The organism is Pyrobaculum organotrophum, from assembly GCF_055384425.1.
Genome location: NZ_AP042430.1, coordinates 1,173,762 through 1,192,226, shown reverse-complemented (window position 1 = coordinate 1,192,226; position 18,465 = coordinate 1,173,762). Strand labels below are relative to the sequence as shown.

Genomic DNA, 18,465 nt, shown 5'->3' with positions numbered 1-18,465 from the left:
TATTTTAAAATTTGCAACACGAACTGAGAGAAGACGTAAGTATCTTAAGCATGTAATTTTCCAAAACTCCTTTTGCTCTCTTGGCGAGACGCTCTGGATTTCTGCGTTCTTTCGCCATAGGAGGCACAAGAAATGCTTGTCGCTGTACCACCACTAGCTTGCCGACAGAGATGTTAAAAAGCCCTGCATTAAAGAGCTCCCCTAGTAGACAACTTAGACATTTGTAGAAACGTCTTGGTATATATACGACAACATCTCCATATATCGGAAACTCTACACAATCTTCACATACGCCCCCCTCTCTACACCACATGGCGTAAACAGCGCCGTTTTCAGTAACAGCCACGTGATAATCTCCTATCGAAGTTATACATTCGAAGTCCCTCCCCTTTATTAGAAAAACTGTTGAAAATATCTCAAACATAGACACTCTACCCTCTCATAGCAGTCTTAATAAGGATGTTGGGTATTTAGTGGGCCCGCCGGGATTTGAACCCGGGATCACCCGCGCGTCAGGCTTCTGCGGGGCTCTGCCCCTGGGCATCCTACCGCTAGACTACGGGCCCCGTAGATGTCCTACCCACACTTTTTAAGCTTTTTGCTAAAAGCACGATTAGAGAACGTAGCGGGCCCGGTGGGATTCGAACCCACGACCTACGGGTTTCTACGGGCGACAACCGCCCCTAAGAGCCTCGGCAGGCCCGACTGGGTCCTCCGCCGCTCTACCAGGCTGAGCTACGGGCCCTGCATTCAAGAGTTGCCAACTTTATAAGCTTTTCTATATCTCTGATTCATCTCGGCACGTGTAAAACTTAGACATCTACAACCGCCAGAAACGTTTATATAGGGGGTCTCCTTGGGGTAGATGGAACGAAAGCCAAAAAGAGGGCCGTTTCGTGGACGACGCAGCCCGTCTGGTCCGAAGCCTGTTAAAGAAGGAGATGTATTAGAGGTGGAAGTTATAGAAAAATCTAGAAAGGGCGATGGGGTTGCAAGAGTTGAAGGATTTGTAATATTTATACCAGGAGCAGAACCTGGCCAGAGAGTGAAGATACAGATAGAAAAAGTAGGCGGCACCTACGCGATAGGTAAGGTGGTCACCTGAGCTTGGCGCTTATACGGTACTCGTCGACTCTCCCGCGTGCTTTTTCTCTCCTCTCCCTATGATCTTTTAGAAATCTCGAGATCTTCTCGTAGAGTTTTAGTTTGCACTCTCCGCAAAGCATAGCGCCCGACTTGCAGTCTTGCCGGATTTTCTCCACAGAGGCGTCGTCTGGGTCAAACAACATGTGGTAGTGGAAGACAGGACATATATCGGGGTTGCCGCCGTATTTACGTTGTTCCTCCGCCGTGGGCCGGCCCCCCGTGAAGGCGTTCATTATCTTCCTCTTTACGGTTTTCTCGTCGTCTGTTGTATATATCGCTGAGTCCGGGTTTGAGGCAGACATCTTGCTCTCCCCCGTAAGCGCCATTATGAACTTCGAGTATATGGTGGCGGGCTTGGGGTAGCCGAGGCTGTCCGCTATATCTCTGGCCAGCCTGAAGTAGGGGTCTTGATCTATGGCACATGGTATCAACACGGGGGTGGGCTGGCCGCGGAGCTCTGTGGGGAGAAATGCGACGGCTATCTGTAGCGACGGGTAGAAGATAAGGCCTATGTTGGTTGAGTCGGTGAAGCCGAAGGTGGCCTTGACGGTGTTCCAGGTGAGCTTCTTGGCTACCCTCACCGCGATTGGGTAGAGCGGCTTGATGTCTTTTGTGTCCACTATGAGGTGTAGCTTGTCGGGCGTGAAGCCCAAGGCAATTACGTCTAGGGCGTTTTCATACGCCCAGCCGGTGGCCTCGTCTAGCTTCATCTCCGGGTCGTCGTAGAACTTCTCGTCGTCTGTCATCTGGAAGTAGACCTCAAGGTTGAACTTGTCCGAGAACCACTTCAGCAATATCCACGGGACCATATGGCCTATGTGTACAGGCCCGCTTGGCCCTCTCCCCGTGTATAAAGCCCAGGGCTTCCCCTCGCCGTGCCACTTCAAGATAGTGTCGAAGTCTCTATGGGCATAGAAGAACCCCCTTTTAATTAGTGGATGTACTTCGCCGGCATATTTCTCAAGTAACGCCACGTCGTCTGGTGTTAATCTCTTCGCACCAAAGTGTTTGAGAAGCTTATCGTAGTCTACCCTCCCCCTCACCTCCCAGGGCGTAACGACAAACTCTTCCTCATTTCCTCTTACGTCCACCCCATGAGTTTTTGGTGCTTTTAGTCAGTATTTAAGCTAAACCGCCGACGAGTCCCTTATCGATTAGATACGACACTGTCTGCACCCAGCCTGCGAGTCGGCCTAGCTTTCTATATGACAGCCCTCTGAGACAGCGCGAAGAGATAGGACATGTCTCACATGTGTACTTGCGGCAGTAGTTTGCCCTTGGCGTCTCTCCGGCTAAGCCCAACTTTGGAGCAATCCTCATGAAATGTTTATCTACGGGGGCAGATGTGACATCGCCTGTAAAAAGTAAAAAAAGGTCGGCGACTTTAGGGCCTACGCCTGCTATTTTAAGCAACTCCCCCCTACTGCGGGGTCTCCCCAGTCTTATATAATCCTCTATAGCTTGTGGAAGCCGCTGTAGTTGATAACTTCGCCCAATTTGAGGCGCTATCTTTACAATCTCTCTCAAGTCTTCTGATAATGAAAAAATGCGACGTATCCACCGTAGGACATTAGTATAGTAGTTTGTATTTTGCGTTAAGAACGCAGTTACAAAAAGGAGATCCTCATCTCCAGGCGAGATTGAAATGCCAATACAATCGCCGTATAACTCCACGAGCCTATGTACTCTGTTGCGCAAATCGCCGTCTACATCATTTATATATCTCCAAGGGTTGTACCAACGGCCAGATATATACTGATCCTCCGACGCTTTTACGCCTTTTTTCACCCCGAAGATTTTTACATAATTCTCATCTAGTAGTGAGAGCGTAAGACTTGGATAAAGAGTGAGACTAAGACAGCGGTCTTCCCTACTGTGTCGCATCATATCATAAAGGTGGGCACGCCACTTGGGGTCACTGCGTGAGTTGGCCTAAGTCCCCGCATCTCCATGAGTTTAACTACATGAGGATACAGTATTACATATTCTACATCAATACATTGAGACAGCCGTTTGTCGATCTCTTCTAGAGTCTTCTCAAGCTGTCTTATGCTTTCATCTGTCGAAAATCCTAACATCGCCGCGGGATACACGTCTTGACAAGGCGTCATGCCGCTTTCTATCAAAAGTTGAATAGCCTCTATCTGTCTGTAGAAATAGACTCCAGGCGACCAAGTAATTTTTTCAAATTCCCAAGGGGCGGCCCCCTTAATTGAAACTCTAACGACTGCGTTTGGCCTTGCCGCAAGCTCTTTCGCAACCGCCTTGTCTATGAGAATGCCGTTTGTCTCCACGATAAATACATAGTCTCTCAGCTCATCTATTACTTTAATTAAATGCTTAGGCGCAATAAGGGGCTCGCCGCCGGAGATCCTCACTTGATTAAATCCCTTCTCTTTTACAATTTTTCTAAGCTTGTCTGCAACTTCGTATGGAGACATCCACGCCCCCGCCGTAAGTACATACGAAGTGTTTCTCCACGCCCAACACATACCACACCGTAGGTTACAGCCGACAACGTCTGCTGTGGCAATACCTCCATACCATCTATCCGCTCTAAACCGTTTATACCGCCTGTATATAACGCCATCTACTGTCTTCACAGCATACTTCTCCACAAGCGCAAGCAATTTCTCCGGATCTATCACATTAAATACTGTCATTGTATTTATTTAATTTACTTTGCTTGAAAAATTTACAGAAGAACATATAATAAGGTATCTTCACAATATATCGTGTATGAAATAAGTTTTCCTAAAAAGGGCGTAAAAGAAGTTAGAGAAAAAAGGCCAGAGCTATATTGGGGCTAACGGCTGAGCCACTAGGGTGAAGATCAAGTAAACCTCGTTCTTTTAATGCGGCAGAGTCAGTCACTGGTGGAGTCGTCGCTTTACCTGCCTTTAAAACTTCATGAGAGGAGAGACCACAACGTAGCTGCGATGATAAACACCAAGAGAAGAGCCTTGGAGGTATTTACAAAAGGCTGTGCACCGCCGGCCCTATGCCCAGGCGGCCCGGCGTCAATGACGGCATAGAGGAGAAAGCCCCTAGGTGCTGCCGGCTGACGACGGCGGCTAAATTTTAAAACGTCCCTTTTTCTGCTTAGCTGTGTCTGAGGAGAAGAAGGTCGTACTCACTAGGGAATATATAATTAACCTAAGGAGGGCGTATGTCGTTTCAAGAACTAAGAGGGCAAAGTATGCGGTTGGTTTAGTCAGAAGATTTATTGCCAGACATCTAAAGGTTGATCCTAAGGCTGTGAAAATTGGACAGCGGTTAAATATGGCGATATGGTCGCGTAGCATTGAAAAGCCGCCTAGAAAAGTCCACGTAGTTGTTGAGAAATATAGTGATGGCGTAGTAAAGGTAGAACTAAAAGAATGACCTTTGATATAGCTCCCGTCAGAATATTTGGAAGCCCCTCTGTGGGGGTATTCATAGCTACAAACAACACGGTAACATTTCTACCGCCTGATGCGCCTGAAAAAATTGACGATGTAGTGCGGAACACTCTCCGCACATCTATCGCCAGATTTACAGTTGCCAAATCTCCTTTACTTGGCATTTTTCTTGTACTGAACGACAACGGCGTGTTACTTTCCGCATTAGCACTAGAGGAAGAGGTAAGACTTTTTAAAGCCCTTGGGTTGAATGTGGGTGTTGTAAATAGCAAGTACACAGCCATCTCTAACCTCATATTGGCGAACAATAAAGTGGCTGTCGTCTCGCCACTCTTAGAGCCTGAGATACGGAAGATAATTGTAGACACCCTAGGCGTAGAGGTAATTGTAGACACAATAGCTGGCAACCCGCTTGTCGGCTCACTCGCAGTAGCTAACTCAAGAGGCGTCTTAGTGGCGCCTGAGGCTACAGACGAAGACTTGAAAAAACTTTCGGAGTACTTCAAGACGAGAGTTGACGTAGGCACGGTTAATAAGGGGAGAAGCTTTATTAGAGGCGGCATTGTGGTTAATGACAACGGGGCGCTTGTCGGCGACGAAACAGCAGGCCCTGAGTTAATGAGAATAACACAGGTCCTGGGGTAAAAGCCAAGGCCGCGTACACAAGGCCGCCGGCCGCATATCGCCAAGCTCCATGCAGGAAGCACCATGGAACCAATAGCGGCACGGGGCGAAGAGGAAGCCGCCGTCTACAGCACAGCAGGAGCTTAAAAACAATATCTCGGAGAGGCCGTAGAAGAGAGAGAAGTGGAGTGAAGAAGAGGGGCAGAAAAGCGCCGAGAGAGGCATGAAGAAAGACACAGAGAAGAAGAATGAGTATGTCGTAATGCGTACAGACGGTAAATTTTTTAAGGTTTTGCGTCTCTATACGACATGCCTAAGATTTACCGCATAGTTGGCGAAACTACCACAGGTATGAAGTTTAAAATAGAGGTAACGGCCGAGAAGCCTTACGACGCAATTGAAAAGGTGTATTCTCTCATCGGCAGTAGACACAAGCTTTCGAGAGTACAGATAAAGATAAGAGAAGTTACAGCAGTACAGCCAGAAGAAGCTCGTTCAGATAGTGTAAAGATGCTAATGGCGATAGACCGAGTTATCAAGTATTAATATGTCTCGACAAGATGTCCAGAGACTTCTTGAGGAATATCAAGTCATTAATGAACTCTTAGCTACACTTCAAGCTCAACATGCCACAGTATCTGAGCTTCTTGAGGAGCTTACTACTGCACTAGATGGCGTAAGGCTGTTGAAAACGGAAGGCGGAGAGAGACTTGTTCATATAGGAGCCGGTCTTTTTGTAATGGGCACATTTAACACAAGAGAAGTTCTCACTCCTCTTGGCGCCGGTTATCATGCCTTTTTAGATCTAGAAAATGCCGAAAGAATTCTAAAAGAGAGGATAGACGAGTACTCTAAGGTAAAGACCTCTCTTGAAGAAAATATAGAGAAGCTTATAGAAAGAGCGGCCCAAATTCGCCAGGTTCTAGAGAGGCTAGGTATTAAGTAATGTTTGAAAAACTTAAAAAAACATTCTCTAAGTTTGTAGAGTCTGTAGTTAGTGTTGTAAAAGAAGAGAAACTTGATGAGCGCGATGCCGAAAAACTTCTCTCCGATTTATATTTCGACTTGGTAGATAGTGATGTTGCTGTTGATGTCGCCGATGCAGTAGTTGAAGAACTTAAGAAGAGGCTTGTGGGGATTAAAGTGCCGAGATTTGGAGATAGAGAGGCCGCAGTTAAAAAAGCCGTATATGAAGCTCTACTCAATGTACTTAGCGACGTGCCTGACGTAGATTTCTATAAAGAGGCAAGAGAAATGCTTGAAAAGACTAGGCCATTTGTCGTAATGTTTCTCGGGCCCAATGGCTATGGAAAAACCACTACGTTGGCAAAATTGGCATTTCACCTACAGGAAATGGGGTTTAGAGTTGTAGCCGCTGCCGCCGATACGTTTAGAGCGGGGGCAAGAGAACAATTAGAGGAGCATGGAAGAAGAGTTGGATTTAGAGTTGTGGGAGGCGCCTACGGCTCTGACCCCGCTGCAGTTGCTTACGACGCCATTCAACACGCTAAATCCAGGGGGTACCACTTTGTACTTATAGATACTGCAGGGCGTATGCACACTGATACAAACCTAATGGATGAGCTTAGAAAAATACAGCGCGTAGCAGAGCCCCACCGCTCAATTTTTGTATTTGACGCACAGTTAGGCAACGAGGCATTAGAAATAGCTAAATATTACTCTAAATATGTCAATATAGATGGTATGATAGCTACTAAGGTGGATGCATATCCAAAAGGCGGCTCTATTCTTACCTTTATATACGTATTGAAGAGGCCAGTATATTTCCTAGGCGTTGGCCAAACTTACAGAGACTTGGTAAAGTTTTCTAAAGCAGAGTATATAAGTCAGCTATTAGCCTTAACCTAACCTCCTAGTTCTCTCAGCGTTTAGCTCTTCTAAGAGTTTGTATTTCTACAAGGTAGCTGTAAGCGAGGGTATTATATTTGTTGCCGTGTGTTACCCAAGACACAAACGACTTTTACAACCGAAAGTCTTGCCTCTAGGACAGACTTTTAATCTCGACAATCAACATAGAAAGGTGGGGAAAAAGACTTAAACATCGGCGTTGCGTACAGCAAGACGAGTCAACCAACCGCCTGTCCCTAGGCTATTGCGCCTAGGGACTTCCTCCTCGCCCACGCCGTCATGGGTATCCATGATACCTCGGGCGTGGGGTCATTGGGCATGGGGCCGGGCGGCACGCAGCCCTCCTCGAGCGCCCTCCTTTCGATGTTTATGACAGCGGCGACGTCCCTCCCCCACTCCCGCCCGCAGTGGGGGCAGAGGAGGAGCCTCGGGGCAGAGCCCCTCACGAGTTTCTTCCCGCACCGTGGGCGGGCGGAGGAGGTCTTGCGCGGATTGACCTTTATCAGACGACCTCCTTTAATTACCGACAGCAACAATCACGAGACTCAAGCCTAAGCCGCTTCGGAGACGCCCCCGCCGAGATACCTGCCCATAACCCTGTCGGAAGTGGCGTAAAGCGGGGCTGCCCCATGAGACGCTGAAGGAGGGCCGCTTGACCCCATGACCAATGACCCCATGTCAGAGGTGGCCTAATTACTAATGAAGGCGTTGGCGAGGAGAAACCTCGCCCTCTAAGACAGGAGCGCAGTCAGAAATGCCGTGTCTCTACAGCGGCAAGCTTTTATAGTATTACGAATTATAGCATGTGTCGTCGTTACAAGAGAAGATAGCAAATATCTGGAGAGATATTAAGTGGGTTATTTCTACGGCAACAAAACCCGATGAAGAGGAGTTTAAACTCACAGCGAGATTTTTGGTTCTTCTAGCATTTGTCGCCGGGACGTTTCAGTTAGTCTTTCACTTGGCTGGCGTTTATATCAACAGCGCTGTTTACAAACAAACAGTTCCAACATTAGGCGATCCTATAAAAGAGACTGTTACCGCGCTTGTGTCTATAGGGGTGATCTTAGTAGGGCTGATATATCTCATGGCTAAGTTGAGGTGATGTCGCAAGAGAGGTGCCCTGTTTATAGCGTCAGCGCCGTTTCACGGCAAGAATACAACATAGTGATAGTATTAAAGATGCGCATAGAGTCTAACAAAATTCCAATATATTCTATTGTGGTACCTCCCGAGCCTTTTGGGATTTTATTTATAGAGGGCGAGTCTCTTCCCGCAGTCAGCCGTGCCATCTACGGTGTGAAACATATCAAAGGAATTATGAGGGGAGTGACAAATGTAGAAGAGGTATTAAGGGTGGTAAGGCCTACAAAACCCGCCGTTGAAATAGATATAAACGACGAGGTAGAAATTATCGCAGATGTATTAAAGGGGAGTAGGGGGAGGGTTACCTTTGTAGACAGAGAAAAGGGAATTGTGCGCGTAGAGCTTCTAGACAGCGCCTTCCCCATGCCCCTAGATCTCAGAATTAACGAAGTGAAGTTAGTAAAGAAGGCGTCACAAGGATAAAGCTTTAATACTAAGCCCTTTGAGAGGCCGATGTCTAAACGCGTTATAACTGTGCCGTTACAAGGCGGTAAAGTTGCTGTAAATCCACAATTTCAAGACTCACTTAAACAGATAGGCCTTGACCCAAACGCCGTTGTTCAAAAAATACAAGAAGAGTTGAAGAGATATAGCAAATACCCTATCCAGAAGGTAGAGTTAGAGGTCTTTTCGCCGTCTAGATACGAGGTTAAGATATATCTTCCGCCAATAGGCGACTTATTCTTAAAAATACTTGGAAAAGACACCGGCGCTCACGACTCCAGAAATGAAGTTATTGGAAACTTGTCATTTGACCAGCTTGTCGAAATTGCAATATTTAAGAAAGACGAGCTTAAATCTAAGAGTCTAAAATCGGCAATAAAACAACTACTTAGTACATGTAAGGCAATGGGAATTACAGTAGATGGGAAACCGGCTGGCGAAGTTATTAAGGAAGTAGATGCGGGGAAATACGACGAAATAATTAATAAATTTGAAAAACTGTGGTCGCAATGAGCGCCGTAATTAATAAAGAGGTTCTACTTTCAAAGATTAAAGAGGCGTTGAGAAACGGAAAGCCGAGAAGGTTTAGACAGAGCGTAGAGCTTATTGTAGTATTAAGAGATGTGGATTTGAACAAGCCTGAGAATCGTATAAATCTATTGGTTGAGCTCCCCCACCCACCTAAGCCTAACAAAGTAGCTGCCTTTGCGCATGGCGCATTTGAAACACAAGCTAAAAATGCCGGCGTAGACGCGATAATTACAAGAGATCAAATAGAGTCTTTAGCTGGGAATAAGAGAGCTATTAGAAAACTTGCAAAACAATACGACTTCTTTATAGCTCCGCCTGATCTAATGCCTTTGCTAGGCAGAGTGATAGGTCCCATATTTGGCCCCAGAGGCAAAATGCCTGAGGTCGCACCGCCTAATGTAGACATAAAAGCGCTTGTAGAAAGACTAAAGCGGTCTGTAAGAGTTAGGCTTAGAAACGAGGCTGTGGTAAAAGTCAGAGTTGGATCTGAGACCCAGAGGCCTGAAGAGATTTTAGAAAATATCCTTGTAATACTTGAGGAACTCAATAGGAGGTTCCCACTACGCCAACACTTAAGGGGGATCTATATTAAAAAGACAATGGGGCCTCCCGTAGTCGCTAGGGCTCTGGAGGTTTTAGTTCGCTAAATTATTTAAATACAGCAAGTTCTTCGTTTTGATGCTCGCCATAGGCAAGAGGAGATATGTAAGAACTAAGCCATACCCACTGCGTAAGGTTAAAATAGTAGAAGAGGCCATAGATTTATTAAAACGCTATCAATATATCTTTCTATTTGACCTACACGGGCTTTCTGCCAGAATTCTACACGAATACAGATATAGGTTAAGACCATATGGTCAGATTAAGATTATAAAGCCTACGTTATTTAAAATCGCATTTACTAAAGCCTACGGAGGTATGCCAATAGATATCGCAGAAAAAGTCCGGGGCGAAATAGGCTTCTTTTTCACAAATGCCAACCCTGCAGAGGTTATTAAAATAATCGCTAAAAATAGCGTTAGAAGAGCCGCCAAGCCTGGAGACAAAGCGCCTTTTGATATAGTCGTCCCAGCAGGTCCTACAAACGCATCGCCAGGCCCTATAATTTCTAAATTCGGCAAATTGAAAATCCCCACTAGAGTTCAAGAAGGTAAGATCTGGATTGTAAAAGATACTGTAGTTGCCAAAGCTGGTCAAGAGATTACGCCAGAAATAGCTGAGGTTCTCAGAGTAGTTGGGATAGAGCCTATATTTGAACAACTAAGGCTTATAGGCGTTATTTGGAAGGGCAAGAGATTTGTAGAAATAGCCGAGCTTGCTGTAGACGTCGGTAAGTACAAAGAGCTATTTGAAGCCGCAGCTGTTTATGCAAAGAATTTAGCGCTTAACATAGTCTACCCAACTAGAGAGGTATTGCAAATAGTTATACCGGCGGCTCATATGAGGGCAGTTGCTCTTGCAGCTAGACTCGGCGTAGTGACTAGAGAGACGTTACCAATGTTATTAAGCAGAGCAATTGCAGAGGCTAACTCCTTGGCGGCTTTAGTTGCATCTAAGGCACCGGAACTCGGTCTATCTGTGTCAACAGTGCCACAACCTACGTCACAACAACCGATACAACCTACTGAAACTCCAAAAGAGAGCGCCGAGGAGAAAAAGGAGGGACCTAGCGAGGAGGAAATCGCGGGATCTTTGGCGTCTCTCTTTTAAATGGTAAAGGTTTTTGCACCCGGCGTTGTAAAATTATTTGGAGAACACGCCGTTGTATACGGCAAGCCGGCTATAGCAACTACAATTGACAGAGGAGTTTTCATAGAGTGTGAAAAAAGCGACCGTCTCATTATCGAGTCAATAGGCACGCCATCTACGCTTGTGTACCTCCCAGAAGAGGGGCGTTTAGAGGCTTTAGGCGCAGAACGTTTTTTTGCATATGTAAATACCGCTCTTAAAATTGCTAGAGAAAGATGGGGCAAGCTTAAGGCTAGGTTTTCTATAAAAAGCGAACTTCCGCCTAGCATAGGCGCTGCGACATCAGCCGCTGTTTCTGTAGGCATTTTAAAAGCATACTCTTTATGCGCCAACGTTGAAGTTAGTAAAGAGGAACTCGCCAAGCTTGGACATCAAGTGGAGCTTAATGTACAGGGAATTGCATCGCCTATGGACACTACCGCTGTGGCGATAGGGGGGGTTTTAAAAATCTGGGCTCACCCCTTTCGAGTTGAAAAACTAGACGTGTCTCTTCCACAGTTTTACATAGTGGTACTCCCTCGCAGAGGCACAACTGGCGAAATTGTAGCTGACGTAAAAGCTCTATTGGATAGACGGCGTTCTGCACAATCTATAATTAATGCAATAGGCGAGGTGGTGGAGGAGGCAGAGGGGTGTTTAAGACGCGGCGATTTAAATTGTGTCGGAGAGTTAATGATTTTAAACAATTGGCTACTGGGAGCTCTTGGAGTTGTAGACAACAGAGTGATGACGCTCTTAGATTTACTTAAGACGTTTGTCTATGGCGGAAAAATTAGTGGAGCTGGCAGAGGCGGCGTGGTGTTAATACTACCTAAAGACGAGACCGTAGTAGAGAAAATACTTTCGGCAACCAGCTATACATATTTCAAGGTCTCTATTTCTAAGACAGGGGTGGTTGCCATATGACTCAGATAGTGGGCCTCCTTGGGCTACTTCTAATTGCTTCGGCTTGGGCTGTCAATATAGCTCGCAAAAGCCCTCCCCCTCCGCTTGATCTCACCCTCTTGTATCTCCTGGGGAGTGTCGTACTTACGGTTTATGCATTAATACTTGGCGACATTATCTTCACAGTACTAAATGCTGTATCTAGTATGCTCTCCCTTATTAATCTCCTACGGGCACTACGTATTAAAAACCAAGGCTAAACACATATATGGCACAAAGACCTAAGATAGGAGCTAAGGCGTATCACCTCTTGTTGGCGCCTGGCGAAGTCCCGCGGTATGTACTTCTGCCGGGAGACCCAGGGAGAGTGCCGCTTATTGCAAAATATTGGGATAACGCCAGAGAGGTTGCAAAAAATAGAGAGTTTGTTACATGGGTGGGTACATATAGGGGTGTTCAAATTGGAGCCACTTCTACTGGAATAGGCTCTGGCTCTACCGCAATTGCTATCGAAGAGTTATTATACGCCGGCGCAGACACCTTTATTAGAGTGGGGACTACAGGCGCCTTACGGAGAGAAATAAAACTAGGCGACGTGATAATTGGAGCTGCCGCAGTACGTTTTGATGGAGCTTCAAAATGGTATGCGCCGCCGGAGTACCCGGCCGTCGCCCATTGGTTAGTAGTAAAGGCGCTGATAGAGGCGGCGGAAGCTCTAAAAGTTAGATATCACGTCGGCATTGTAGCATCTACAGATTCGTTCTACGTTGGCCAAGAACGGCCTGGATATGGCGGTTTTATGCCGCCGTGGGCAAAAGGGCTTATAGAAACTCTGAGAGCTCTCAGAGTACTATCTTTTGAAATGGAAAGCGCAACTATATACACCCTCTCCTCTATCTATGGCGCAAGAGCCGGCGGAGTTTACGCAGTAATTGCAAATAGGGAGACAGACGAATTTTCTCCAGAAGTCGGCGTTGAGGAGGCTGTAAGAGTCGCAAATGAGGCCGTGAGGATATTAGCTGAGTATGATAATAAAGGTAGTTCAAATACGTGACACAGCAATTATAGAGCTTAGCCTGCCGCCTTGTGCCGATGTATTTACTTTCAAGATTAGCAGTAGAGAACTAGAAATTTGCGGCAAGACGTACGTCCTAAGTGAGGAGATAGGCGAATTTAAAAGGGGGCTTCTCCTATTGGAGAAAACCCCATTTTTTATCGAGTGTGACGAGGGGAATTGCATAGCTGCTAAGGCGCAAGTATAAAAATGCCGCCGGTTAGCTAAAACCATGGAGGTGCTTGTGGCAGCATATAACATAAGTTCTGTGCCAAAGATGTTAGAACTAGCCAAAGTTACATATGGCTTTGGCTTAAAACGATTTATACTCATTAAGGTGTTTGGAGCGGCGGCGCAACAGATAGGAGACCTCTTTAAGCTTGCGTTTAAAATGGGCGGAGAGGTATTAGTATTTAACGACATAGCCGATGCAGTGGATATTTTAAAACCAGATGTTATATATGCATTAGGGCGCCCCGACAGAGACACAAAACCTATAGAGAAGGTAGATGGGAAAATTATGTTATTAGTACATGGGGCGGACTTATCGTTTTCGCCTAGAGAACTACCCCCAGGCGCAATTATGAGCCACGCCGTGGCAAAAGACATAGGCTCAACAGGACAGCTTGCGATTGCGCTATATAGATTACTAGGCGCCTAGCCACGGACTGGGATTTTTATTTCCTCTTCTCTGATTTTCTTAGCCGTAATTATAAGCACGCCGTTTTTATACAAAGCAGATGCTGTAGAGGGGTCTATCCTAACTGGCAGACGTATAAGTTTTGAATATTTTCTATCTCCTCTAGCGCCCTCGGCCTTAATTAACGAGCCGTCTTTTGTTACCGAAAGAGATATATCGCTAGCCTCAAGCCCCGGCATATCTATCTCTATCCTAATCCCGTCGCCTTCTTCAACGAGATGATAGTCTCTCTTTTCTTTAATTTCCTCAATCATTTTTTGAAACGACTTTGTCACCTCTTCTATAGCTCTTTTGAAATCTTCCATATCTCTAGCTACAGTTTGTATTTTAATTATTCTCTTCTAAAGACTTTGCCGACGGCCCTCGGCGGCTTAGCCCTCCCAATTACTCCCGCAACTATCAACAACGTTGCAATATACGGAATCATCCTAGTTATTTCATATCTAGCTACGCCCACTGTCTGTAGCCAATATGACAAAGCGTCAAAAAAGCCAAATATAAAAGCTCCGACAATGGCCAACAGGGGATTCCAATTGGAGAATACAACGTTGGCAAGCGCTATAAAGCCCCTCCCTGCAGAAATCTCCTTTGTAACGACAGAGAGATACGCGGTGCTTAGATACGCCCCGGCTAAAGATGCCAATGCCGACCCAATAATCGTAGAGAGTAATCTCACCCTGTATACATCTATGCCCATGTTATACGCCGAGTCTGGATCCTCGCCACACGCCCTAATTATAATGCCCACTCTAGATTTAAATATGACATACCACATGATCCCCGCAACGATAAATGTAAAAACAGTAACCCACATGGGATCTGCCTTTGCCCAATCTGGTACTTGTTTATATCCGGCCACACCCCAATAAGCTTGTATACCGTAGGCCACAGCCCCCGCCGCAAATAGGTTTATTGCAACTCCGCTGATAATCTGATCGCCGGCTAGATATGTTGAGATATAGCCATGTATCAATCCCACTGAGGCGCCTATGGCAATAGCAGCCGACATAGCAATTATCGGCCATACGAGGTCTGGCAACCACATCCCCACGCGGTAACGGAGATAATCTACCGCTAGAGGAGCGACAAACGCACCCAATAACATTATCCCCTCCAGCCCTATGTTAACAACACCGCTACGCTCCATTAGAATCTCGCCTAAAGAAGCGAGAAGAATCGGCACAGATGCCAAAAGCGCTTGTATGATTAGAAGAAGGAGTAGTTCTGTCATGTCTTTTTTAACATCTGTATAGCTAATAACAATATTATAACGCCTTGTATTATCCTCACAAACTCAAAGGGCGTTCCAGCCTCTATTTGCATATGTCTCGCACCTTCTTGTAAAACGCCGAGAAATAACGCCGCAATAGCCACGCCTATGGGATGTCCGCGGCCTAACATAGCTGCGGTAATTCCGTCGAAACCTAAGCCATAAACATTGGCGAGATTTCTCATTAAGCTATAAGACGGCGGCTTGGCGACCACTTGCATAACGCCGGCAACGCCCGCCGTTAATGCGCCTATTAAAAACGACAGCATTATCGACCGCATAGGCTCAATGCCGTAGGACTTAGCTACTATTGGGTTTTGACCGCTTATAGAAATTCGATAGCCCCATACACTGTATTTAACAAAGATATAAACAAACAAAGCTATTATATAAGACAACGGAACTGCCGCCGTGAGATCTGTCCCAGCTACTAGCGGCGTTAGACGCGCTGGCTCAGGTGTTTTTATAGACTCCTCTGGCTGAAGAGGATTTGTAAATACTGTAGACACAGCCATTATTACAACCCAATACGCAATCCAATTCATCATTATAGTAGTTATCACCTCGTTTACCCCTCTCCAGATTTTAAGAAGAGCAGGTACTAAAGACCAAACACAAGCTAAAGTCAACCCTATAAACAACGCAAGAGGTAACGCCAAACTACTCTTTGTAATATATGCCGCAACTACAGCGCCCAAAGCCCCCATATATACTTGGCCCTCTGCACCTATGTTAAACAAGCCTGCTCTTAAACCTACGGCGAAGGTAAGACCGGTTAGAACTATTGGCGCCGAAAAGGCCAGTGCAGAAAAGAAATATGTATAGTCTAAGAGCGGGGTAAATAACATAGATCTATACGACATTATTGGGTCGTATCCAGAGATCCACATAACTACTGCGCCTATGGCAAAGGCGGTGACAAGCGTAAGAACTACGTCTAACAATGGAAGAGGTATCCTCATAACCCTGCCATCTTCTTACCCACTAGGTCTACCCCCATCTCTTCTACAGGGCCTAAAGCCACTATTTTGCCTCTGTAGATAACCGCGATGGTGTCCGCCAATTTGTATGCCTCATCTAAGTCGCTTGTCACAAGTAAAATGCCTGCTCCGTTATTCCTCGCCTTCATAAGCAACTGATGGACATACTCTGTCGTAGCTACGTCTAAGCCGCGTGTAGGTTGATGCGCTATTATTAGCTTAGCCCCCCTACTTAGCTCACGCCCAACTACAAGTTTTTGTTGATTCCCACCCGATAGGTGACGTACAAAAGCCCTGGGACCAGGAGCTATTATGCCAAATTCTTTAATTAGCTTTGTCGCAAATTGTTTCGCCAAAGTCCATGAAATTATCCCTCTTTTTGCAAACTCATTCTCTTTACCAATTATTGCGTTTTCAACAAGCGTAAATTCTGGTATCAACGCTTTTCTCAATCTATCGTCGGGGATATAAGCCAGTCTGCCGTATATTTTGATCACACCCCTTCTCCACCTCCTTAAGCCTACTATAGCTTCAACTAAATGTTCCTGACCGTTGCCTTCTACACCAACAACGGCCAAAATCTCCCTCTCTCTCACTTTAAAACTCACGCCTTGTACGATAGCTCTGCCACCCTCGTAGATCCATAAATCTTCTACTTCAAGCACGAAGTTTTCCCCCGGTTTCTGAATTCTTTCGACACGTTCTATTTTTAACTCGCCGACCATAGATTCAACTAATCCCCTGGGGTCATAGGGAGGAAGAAATTCTGCAACTTTTACGCCTCTTCTCAATACTACGACGCGATCAGCTATTTCCAATACCTCAGGTATTTTATGAGTGATATAGACTATCGATTTGCCAAGGCTCCTCAATTTTTTTATTACTTGGAAAAGAGATCTCACCTCTGGAGGCGAGAGCACTGTGGTAGGCTCGTCTAATATAAGCAAATCCGCGCCCCAGTAGAGAGCCTTTACTATTTCAACTCTCTGTCTTACACCAAGGGGCAACTCCTCCACATCTCTATCCCACTCAATTTCAAATCCAAGCTCTTCTGATATCTTAACAGCTCTTTCTTTTAACACCGTTGATATAGGTTTTAAACTTGCTCCCTCTAAAATAGCCAGATTTTCCAAAGCTGTAAGTCCAGGTATAAGAGAGGGGTGTTGGTGAACCATAGCAATTCCAAGCTTTAATGCGTCTCTCGCACTTCTAAACCTCACCCTCTTGTCATTTACATATATCTCGCCAGAGGTAGGTCTGTAAACTCCCGCCAATATCTTCATTAGAGTTGTTTTTCCAGCCCCATTTTCGCCTAACAATGCCAAAATCTCACCTGGAAAAATTTCAAGAGAGACACCCCTAAGGGCGTATGTACCATCTGAAAAAATCTTGTGTATTTCCCTGAGAAAAACCTTCATTTAGCTAACTCTGCCAAGGCCAAGCTCTTTTCTAAGTTGAACAACTTGGTCCTGCGTAGTGGGCAGAGGCACTTTCTCTTTGCCAGAGATTATGTCTTGTCTTAACATATCAATAGCATCCCAAATCCACGCCGGTATTTTAGACCTCATCTCTCTGACAGTCTCAATAATTTTCTGAGCATCCTCCTGTCTAACAGCCCCCGCCTTAATGCCAATTTCTAAAAACTGCGACAAATCGTCAAGTGTACTCACAGAAACGCCGCCTTCTTTAAGACCTAGTTCTAAAACACCGCCTTTGAATGTCCCCTCAACTGCCATCTTGGTTGCAGTATAAACGCCGACATCTACTCTCTTCATCATAGAAGCGAGGATAAAGCCTGGCTTAATATAGTCCTGATCTGCGTCTACTCCAATTGCAAAAGGCGGCCCCATATTCTTCCCAGCCTTCCTACCAGCCTCTGCAACAGCCTCAAAAACTCCCAACCCCGTGGCGCCTGCAGCTTGATATATCACACATACTCCCTGCGAAAGCATAACTTCAGCCGCTTGTTTACCCTTGGCGGGGTCGTTAAAAGACCCAGTATATATGTACAAAATGTCAAACTTTGTATCTTTGCCAAACTTCTGTTTGATATACCGCTCGGCCCATCTCACGCCGTATGCATACCCAATTTCAAACTTCCAGAGGACGGGTATCTCCATGCCTAATACAATACCGACTTTTGTACAGTTGAAATAATATGCTGTAAGCGCCGCCAAAGCACCAACGAGAGCCGAGCCCTCGTTTTCCCGATACAGTATTGAAACCACATTTGTCCTATCTGGCACATACCCATCAACAATGGCGAATTTGACATTTGGATACTCTTGCGATACTTGTTTAACGGCGTCTGTCATTAAGAAACCTACAGCAACTATTAAAGCCGCATCACCTGACCTCGCGGCAGCTCTTAAGTTAGGCACATAATCATCTTGTGTCCGACTTTGTACCTCCTTTAGGCTAAGTCCTAAGTCTTTTGCTGCCCTCAAAGCACCTAAGTAAGCCATGTCGTTAAATGAAAGATCTCCTCTGCCTCCAATATCGTATATTACATAGATATTTCTTTGCTGTTGTCCTGTGGTTTGTTGCTGTTGCGTAATTTGTGTAGTCATTGACTGTTGTAATATAAAAAATATGCCTATTATAATCAGCGTAATAACTATAGCAGCAATAAGCCAAGTTCTTGTAGCCATGAAATACACAATACA

The 18,465-nt window shown here is 45.6% G+C and carries 27 protein-coding genes and 2 tRNA genes; 17 read left to right on the top strand and 12 right to left on the bottom strand.

What is annotated here, in order from left to right; translation table 11 throughout:
* Positions 1-4: 4 nt before the first annotated feature.
* The 3 genes from ACZ49R_RS07275 to ACZ49R_RS07265 form a co-directional block, all read right to left on the bottom strand.
* Positions 5-424, bottom strand: a complete 420-nt coding sequence (locus ACZ49R_RS07275; RefSeq protein WP_464734105.1) for a hypothetical protein — start codon at positions 422-424, stop codon at positions 5-7.
* A 50-nt stretch (positions 425-474) separates the two neighbouring features.
* Positions 475-566: transfer RNA gene (locus ACZ49R_RS07270), tRNA-Val, on the bottom strand.
* A 60-nt stretch (positions 567-626) separates the two neighbouring features.
* Positions 627-745 (bottom strand) — tRNA-Lys (locus ACZ49R_RS07265).
* 120 nt (positions 746-865) lie between these two features.
* On the opposite strand from ACZ49R_RS07265, the gene ACZ49R_RS07260 reads away from it, so the two are divergent.
* The gene (locus tag ACZ49R_RS07260; protein ID WP_464732533.1) at positions 866-1,105 is read left to right on the top strand and encodes a TRAM domain-containing protein; all 240 of its coding nucleotides are present in this window, start codon (positions 866-868) and stop codon (positions 1,103-1,105) included.
* On the opposite strand, the gene ACZ49R_RS07255 is transcribed toward ACZ49R_RS07260, so the two are convergent.
* From ACZ49R_RS07255 to ACZ49R_RS07245, 3 genes are read right to left on the bottom strand one after another with little or no spacing between them, the layout of a single operon-like run.
* Entirely contained in the window at positions 1,098-2,237 is a 1,140-nt protein-coding gene (locus ACZ49R_RS07255; protein WP_464732532.1) for a tryptophan--tRNA ligase, read from the bottom strand. The genes ACZ49R_RS07260 and ACZ49R_RS07255 overlap by 8 nt on opposite strands.
* Before the next feature lie 31 nt (positions 2,238-2,268).
* A complete protein-coding gene (locus ACZ49R_RS07250; RefSeq protein ID WP_464732531.1) occupies positions 2,269-3,033 on the bottom strand; it encodes an endonuclease III domain-containing protein in 765 nt (254 codons plus the stop codon).
* Complete coding sequence (locus ACZ49R_RS07245) at positions 3,030-3,794, bottom strand: radical SAM protein (RefSeq protein ID WP_053240277.1); 765 nt, start codon at positions 3,792-3,794, stop codon at positions 3,030-3,032. Before ACZ49R_RS07245 ends, ACZ49R_RS07250 begins: the two co-directional genes overlap by 4 nt.
* Positions 3,795-4,022: 228 nt before the next feature.
* Here ACZ49R_RS07245 and ACZ49R_RS07240 point away from each other — a divergent pair, with 228 nt between their 5' ends.
* The 6 genes from ACZ49R_RS07240 to ftsY all read left to right on the top strand — a co-directional run bounded on the left by ACZ49R_RS07240 (position 4,023) and on the right by ftsY (position 7,040).
* The gene (locus ACZ49R_RS07240; RefSeq protein ID WP_464732530.1) at positions 4,023-4,181 is read left to right on the top strand and encodes a hypothetical protein; all 159 of its coding nucleotides are present in this window, start codon (positions 4,023-4,025) and stop codon (positions 4,179-4,181) included.
* Positions 4,182-4,254: 73 nt separating this feature from the next.
* Positions 4,255-4,530 (top strand): 50S ribosomal protein L31e, encoded by a 276-nt coding sequence (locus ACZ49R_RS07235; RefSeq protein ID WP_464732529.1) that lies wholly within the window; start codon positions 4,255-4,257, stop codon positions 4,528-4,530.
* Positions 4,527-5,192 carry a translation initiation factor IF-6 gene (locus ACZ49R_RS07230; protein ID WP_464732528.1) on the top strand — a complete coding sequence of 222 codons (666 nt, stop codon included), beginning with the start codon at positions 4,527-4,529 and terminating at the stop codon, positions 5,190-5,192. Before ACZ49R_RS07235 ends, ACZ49R_RS07230 begins: the two co-directional genes overlap by 4 nt.
* 288 nt (positions 5,193-5,480) lie before the next feature.
* Positions 5,481-5,717 carry a 50S ribosomal protein L18Ae gene (gene rpl18a / locus ACZ49R_RS07225; protein WP_011762214.1) on the top strand — a complete coding sequence of 79 codons (237 nt, stop codon included), beginning with the start codon at positions 5,481-5,483 and terminating at the stop codon, positions 5,715-5,717.
* A 1-nt stretch (position 5,718) separates the two neighbouring features.
* Positions 5,719-6,117, top strand: coding sequence for a prefoldin subunit alpha (gene pfdA, locus ACZ49R_RS07220; protein WP_464732527.1), 399 nt, complete (start codon positions 5,719-5,721; stop codon positions 6,115-6,117).
* Positions 6,117-7,040, top strand: a complete 924-nt coding sequence (gene ftsY, locus ACZ49R_RS07215) for a signal recognition particle-docking protein FtsY (RefSeq protein WP_464732526.1) — start codon at positions 6,117-6,119, stop codon at positions 7,038-7,040. The genes pfdA and ftsY overlap by 1 nt, the downstream gene beginning before the upstream one ends.
* A 236-nt stretch (positions 7,041-7,276) precedes the next feature.
* Here ftsY and ACZ49R_RS07210 read toward each other — a convergent pair whose 3' ends face one another.
* Positions 7,277-7,573 (bottom strand): zinc ribbon domain-containing protein, encoded by a 297-nt coding sequence (locus tag ACZ49R_RS07210; RefSeq protein ID WP_464732525.1) that lies wholly within the window; start codon positions 7,571-7,573, stop codon positions 7,277-7,279.
* Positions 7,574-7,845: 272 nt separating this feature from the next.
* Here ACZ49R_RS07210 and ACZ49R_RS07205 point away from each other — a divergent pair, with 272 nt between their 5' ends.
* Genes ACZ49R_RS07205 through ACZ49R_RS07160 form a run of 10 tightly spaced genes read left to right on the top strand, consistent with a single transcriptional unit; the run spans position 7,846 to position 13,510 of the window.
* Positions 7,846-8,145 (top strand): hypothetical protein, encoded by a 300-nt coding sequence (locus tag ACZ49R_RS07205; RefSeq protein WP_464732524.1) that lies wholly within the window; start codon positions 7,846-7,848, stop codon positions 8,143-8,145.
* Entirely contained in the window at positions 8,145-8,609 is a 465-nt protein-coding gene (locus tag ACZ49R_RS07200) for a transcription elongation factor Spt5 (protein WP_011762218.1), read from the top strand. The genes ACZ49R_RS07205 and ACZ49R_RS07200 overlap by 1 nt, the downstream gene beginning before the upstream one ends.
* Before the next feature lie 30 nt (positions 8,610-8,639).
* Positions 8,640-9,143: a 50S ribosomal protein L11 gene (locus ACZ49R_RS07195; protein WP_011762219.1), complete on the top strand. Its 504-nt coding sequence runs from the start codon at positions 8,640-8,642 to the stop codon at positions 9,141-9,143.
* Positions 9,140-9,808, top strand: coding sequence for a 50S ribosomal protein L1 (locus tag ACZ49R_RS07190; protein ID WP_464732523.1), 669 nt, complete (start codon positions 9,140-9,142; stop codon positions 9,806-9,808). The genes ACZ49R_RS07195 and ACZ49R_RS07190 overlap by 4 nt, the downstream gene beginning before the upstream one ends.
* 31 nt (positions 9,809-9,839) lie before the next feature.
* A complete protein-coding gene (locus ACZ49R_RS07185; RefSeq protein WP_464732522.1) occupies positions 9,840-10,871 on the top strand; it encodes a 50S ribosomal protein L10 in 1,032 nt (343 codons plus the stop codon).
* Complete coding sequence (gene mvk / locus ACZ49R_RS07180; protein ID WP_464732521.1) at positions 10,872-11,816, top strand: mevalonate kinase; 945 nt, start codon at positions 10,872-10,874, stop codon at positions 11,814-11,816.
* Positions 11,813-12,055 (top strand): hypothetical protein, encoded by a 243-nt coding sequence (locus ACZ49R_RS07175; RefSeq protein ID WP_011762223.1) that lies wholly within the window; start codon positions 11,813-11,815, stop codon positions 12,053-12,055. The genes mvk and ACZ49R_RS07175 overlap by 4 nt, the downstream gene beginning before the upstream one ends.
* Before the next feature lie 8 nt (positions 12,056-12,063).
* Complete coding sequence (udp, locus tag ACZ49R_RS07170) at positions 12,064-12,849, top strand: uridine phosphorylase (RefSeq protein ID WP_011762224.1); 786 nt, start codon at positions 12,064-12,066, stop codon at positions 12,847-12,849.
* The gene (locus ACZ49R_RS07165; protein ID WP_011762225.1) at positions 12,821-13,057 is read left to right on the top strand and encodes a hypothetical protein; all 237 of its coding nucleotides are present in this window, start codon (positions 12,821-12,823) and stop codon (positions 13,055-13,057) included. Before udp ends, ACZ49R_RS07165 begins: the two co-directional genes overlap by 29 nt.
* A 24-nt stretch (positions 13,058-13,081) precedes the next feature.
* On the top strand, positions 13,082-13,510 hold the full coding sequence (locus tag ACZ49R_RS07160) for a RecB-family nuclease (RefSeq protein WP_464732520.1): 429 nt from the start codon (positions 13,082-13,084) through the stop codon (positions 13,508-13,510).
* On the opposite strand, the gene ACZ49R_RS07155 is transcribed toward ACZ49R_RS07160, so the two are convergent.
* Genes ACZ49R_RS07155 through ACZ49R_RS07135 form a run of 5 tightly spaced genes read right to left on the bottom strand, consistent with a single transcriptional unit; the run spans position 13,507 to position 18,450 of the window.
* The gene (locus ACZ49R_RS07155; protein WP_011762227.1) at positions 13,507-13,854 is read right to left on the bottom strand and encodes an Hsp20/alpha crystallin family protein; all 348 of its coding nucleotides are present in this window, start codon (positions 13,852-13,854) and stop codon (positions 13,507-13,509) included. The genes ACZ49R_RS07160 and ACZ49R_RS07155 overlap by 4 nt on opposite strands.
* Positions 13,855-13,880: 26 nt before the next feature.
* Positions 13,881-14,780 (bottom strand): ABC transporter permease, encoded by a 900-nt coding sequence (locus ACZ49R_RS07150; RefSeq protein ID WP_464732519.1) that lies wholly within the window; start codon positions 14,778-14,780, stop codon positions 13,881-13,883.
* A complete protein-coding gene (locus ACZ49R_RS07145; protein ID WP_011762229.1) occupies positions 14,777-15,781 on the bottom strand; it encodes an ABC transporter permease in 1,005 nt (334 codons plus the stop codon). Before ACZ49R_RS07145 ends, ACZ49R_RS07150 begins: the two co-directional genes overlap by 4 nt.
* A complete protein-coding gene (locus ACZ49R_RS07140; protein WP_464732518.1) occupies positions 15,778-17,217 on the bottom strand; it encodes an ABC transporter ATP-binding protein in 1,440 nt (479 codons plus the stop codon). The genes ACZ49R_RS07145 and ACZ49R_RS07140 overlap by 4 nt, the downstream gene beginning before the upstream one ends.
* Complete coding sequence (locus ACZ49R_RS07135) at positions 17,218-18,450, bottom strand: BMP family lipoprotein (protein WP_464732517.1); 1,233 nt, start codon at positions 18,448-18,450, stop codon at positions 17,218-17,220.
* Between the last annotated feature and the right edge of the window lie 15 nt (positions 18,451-18,465).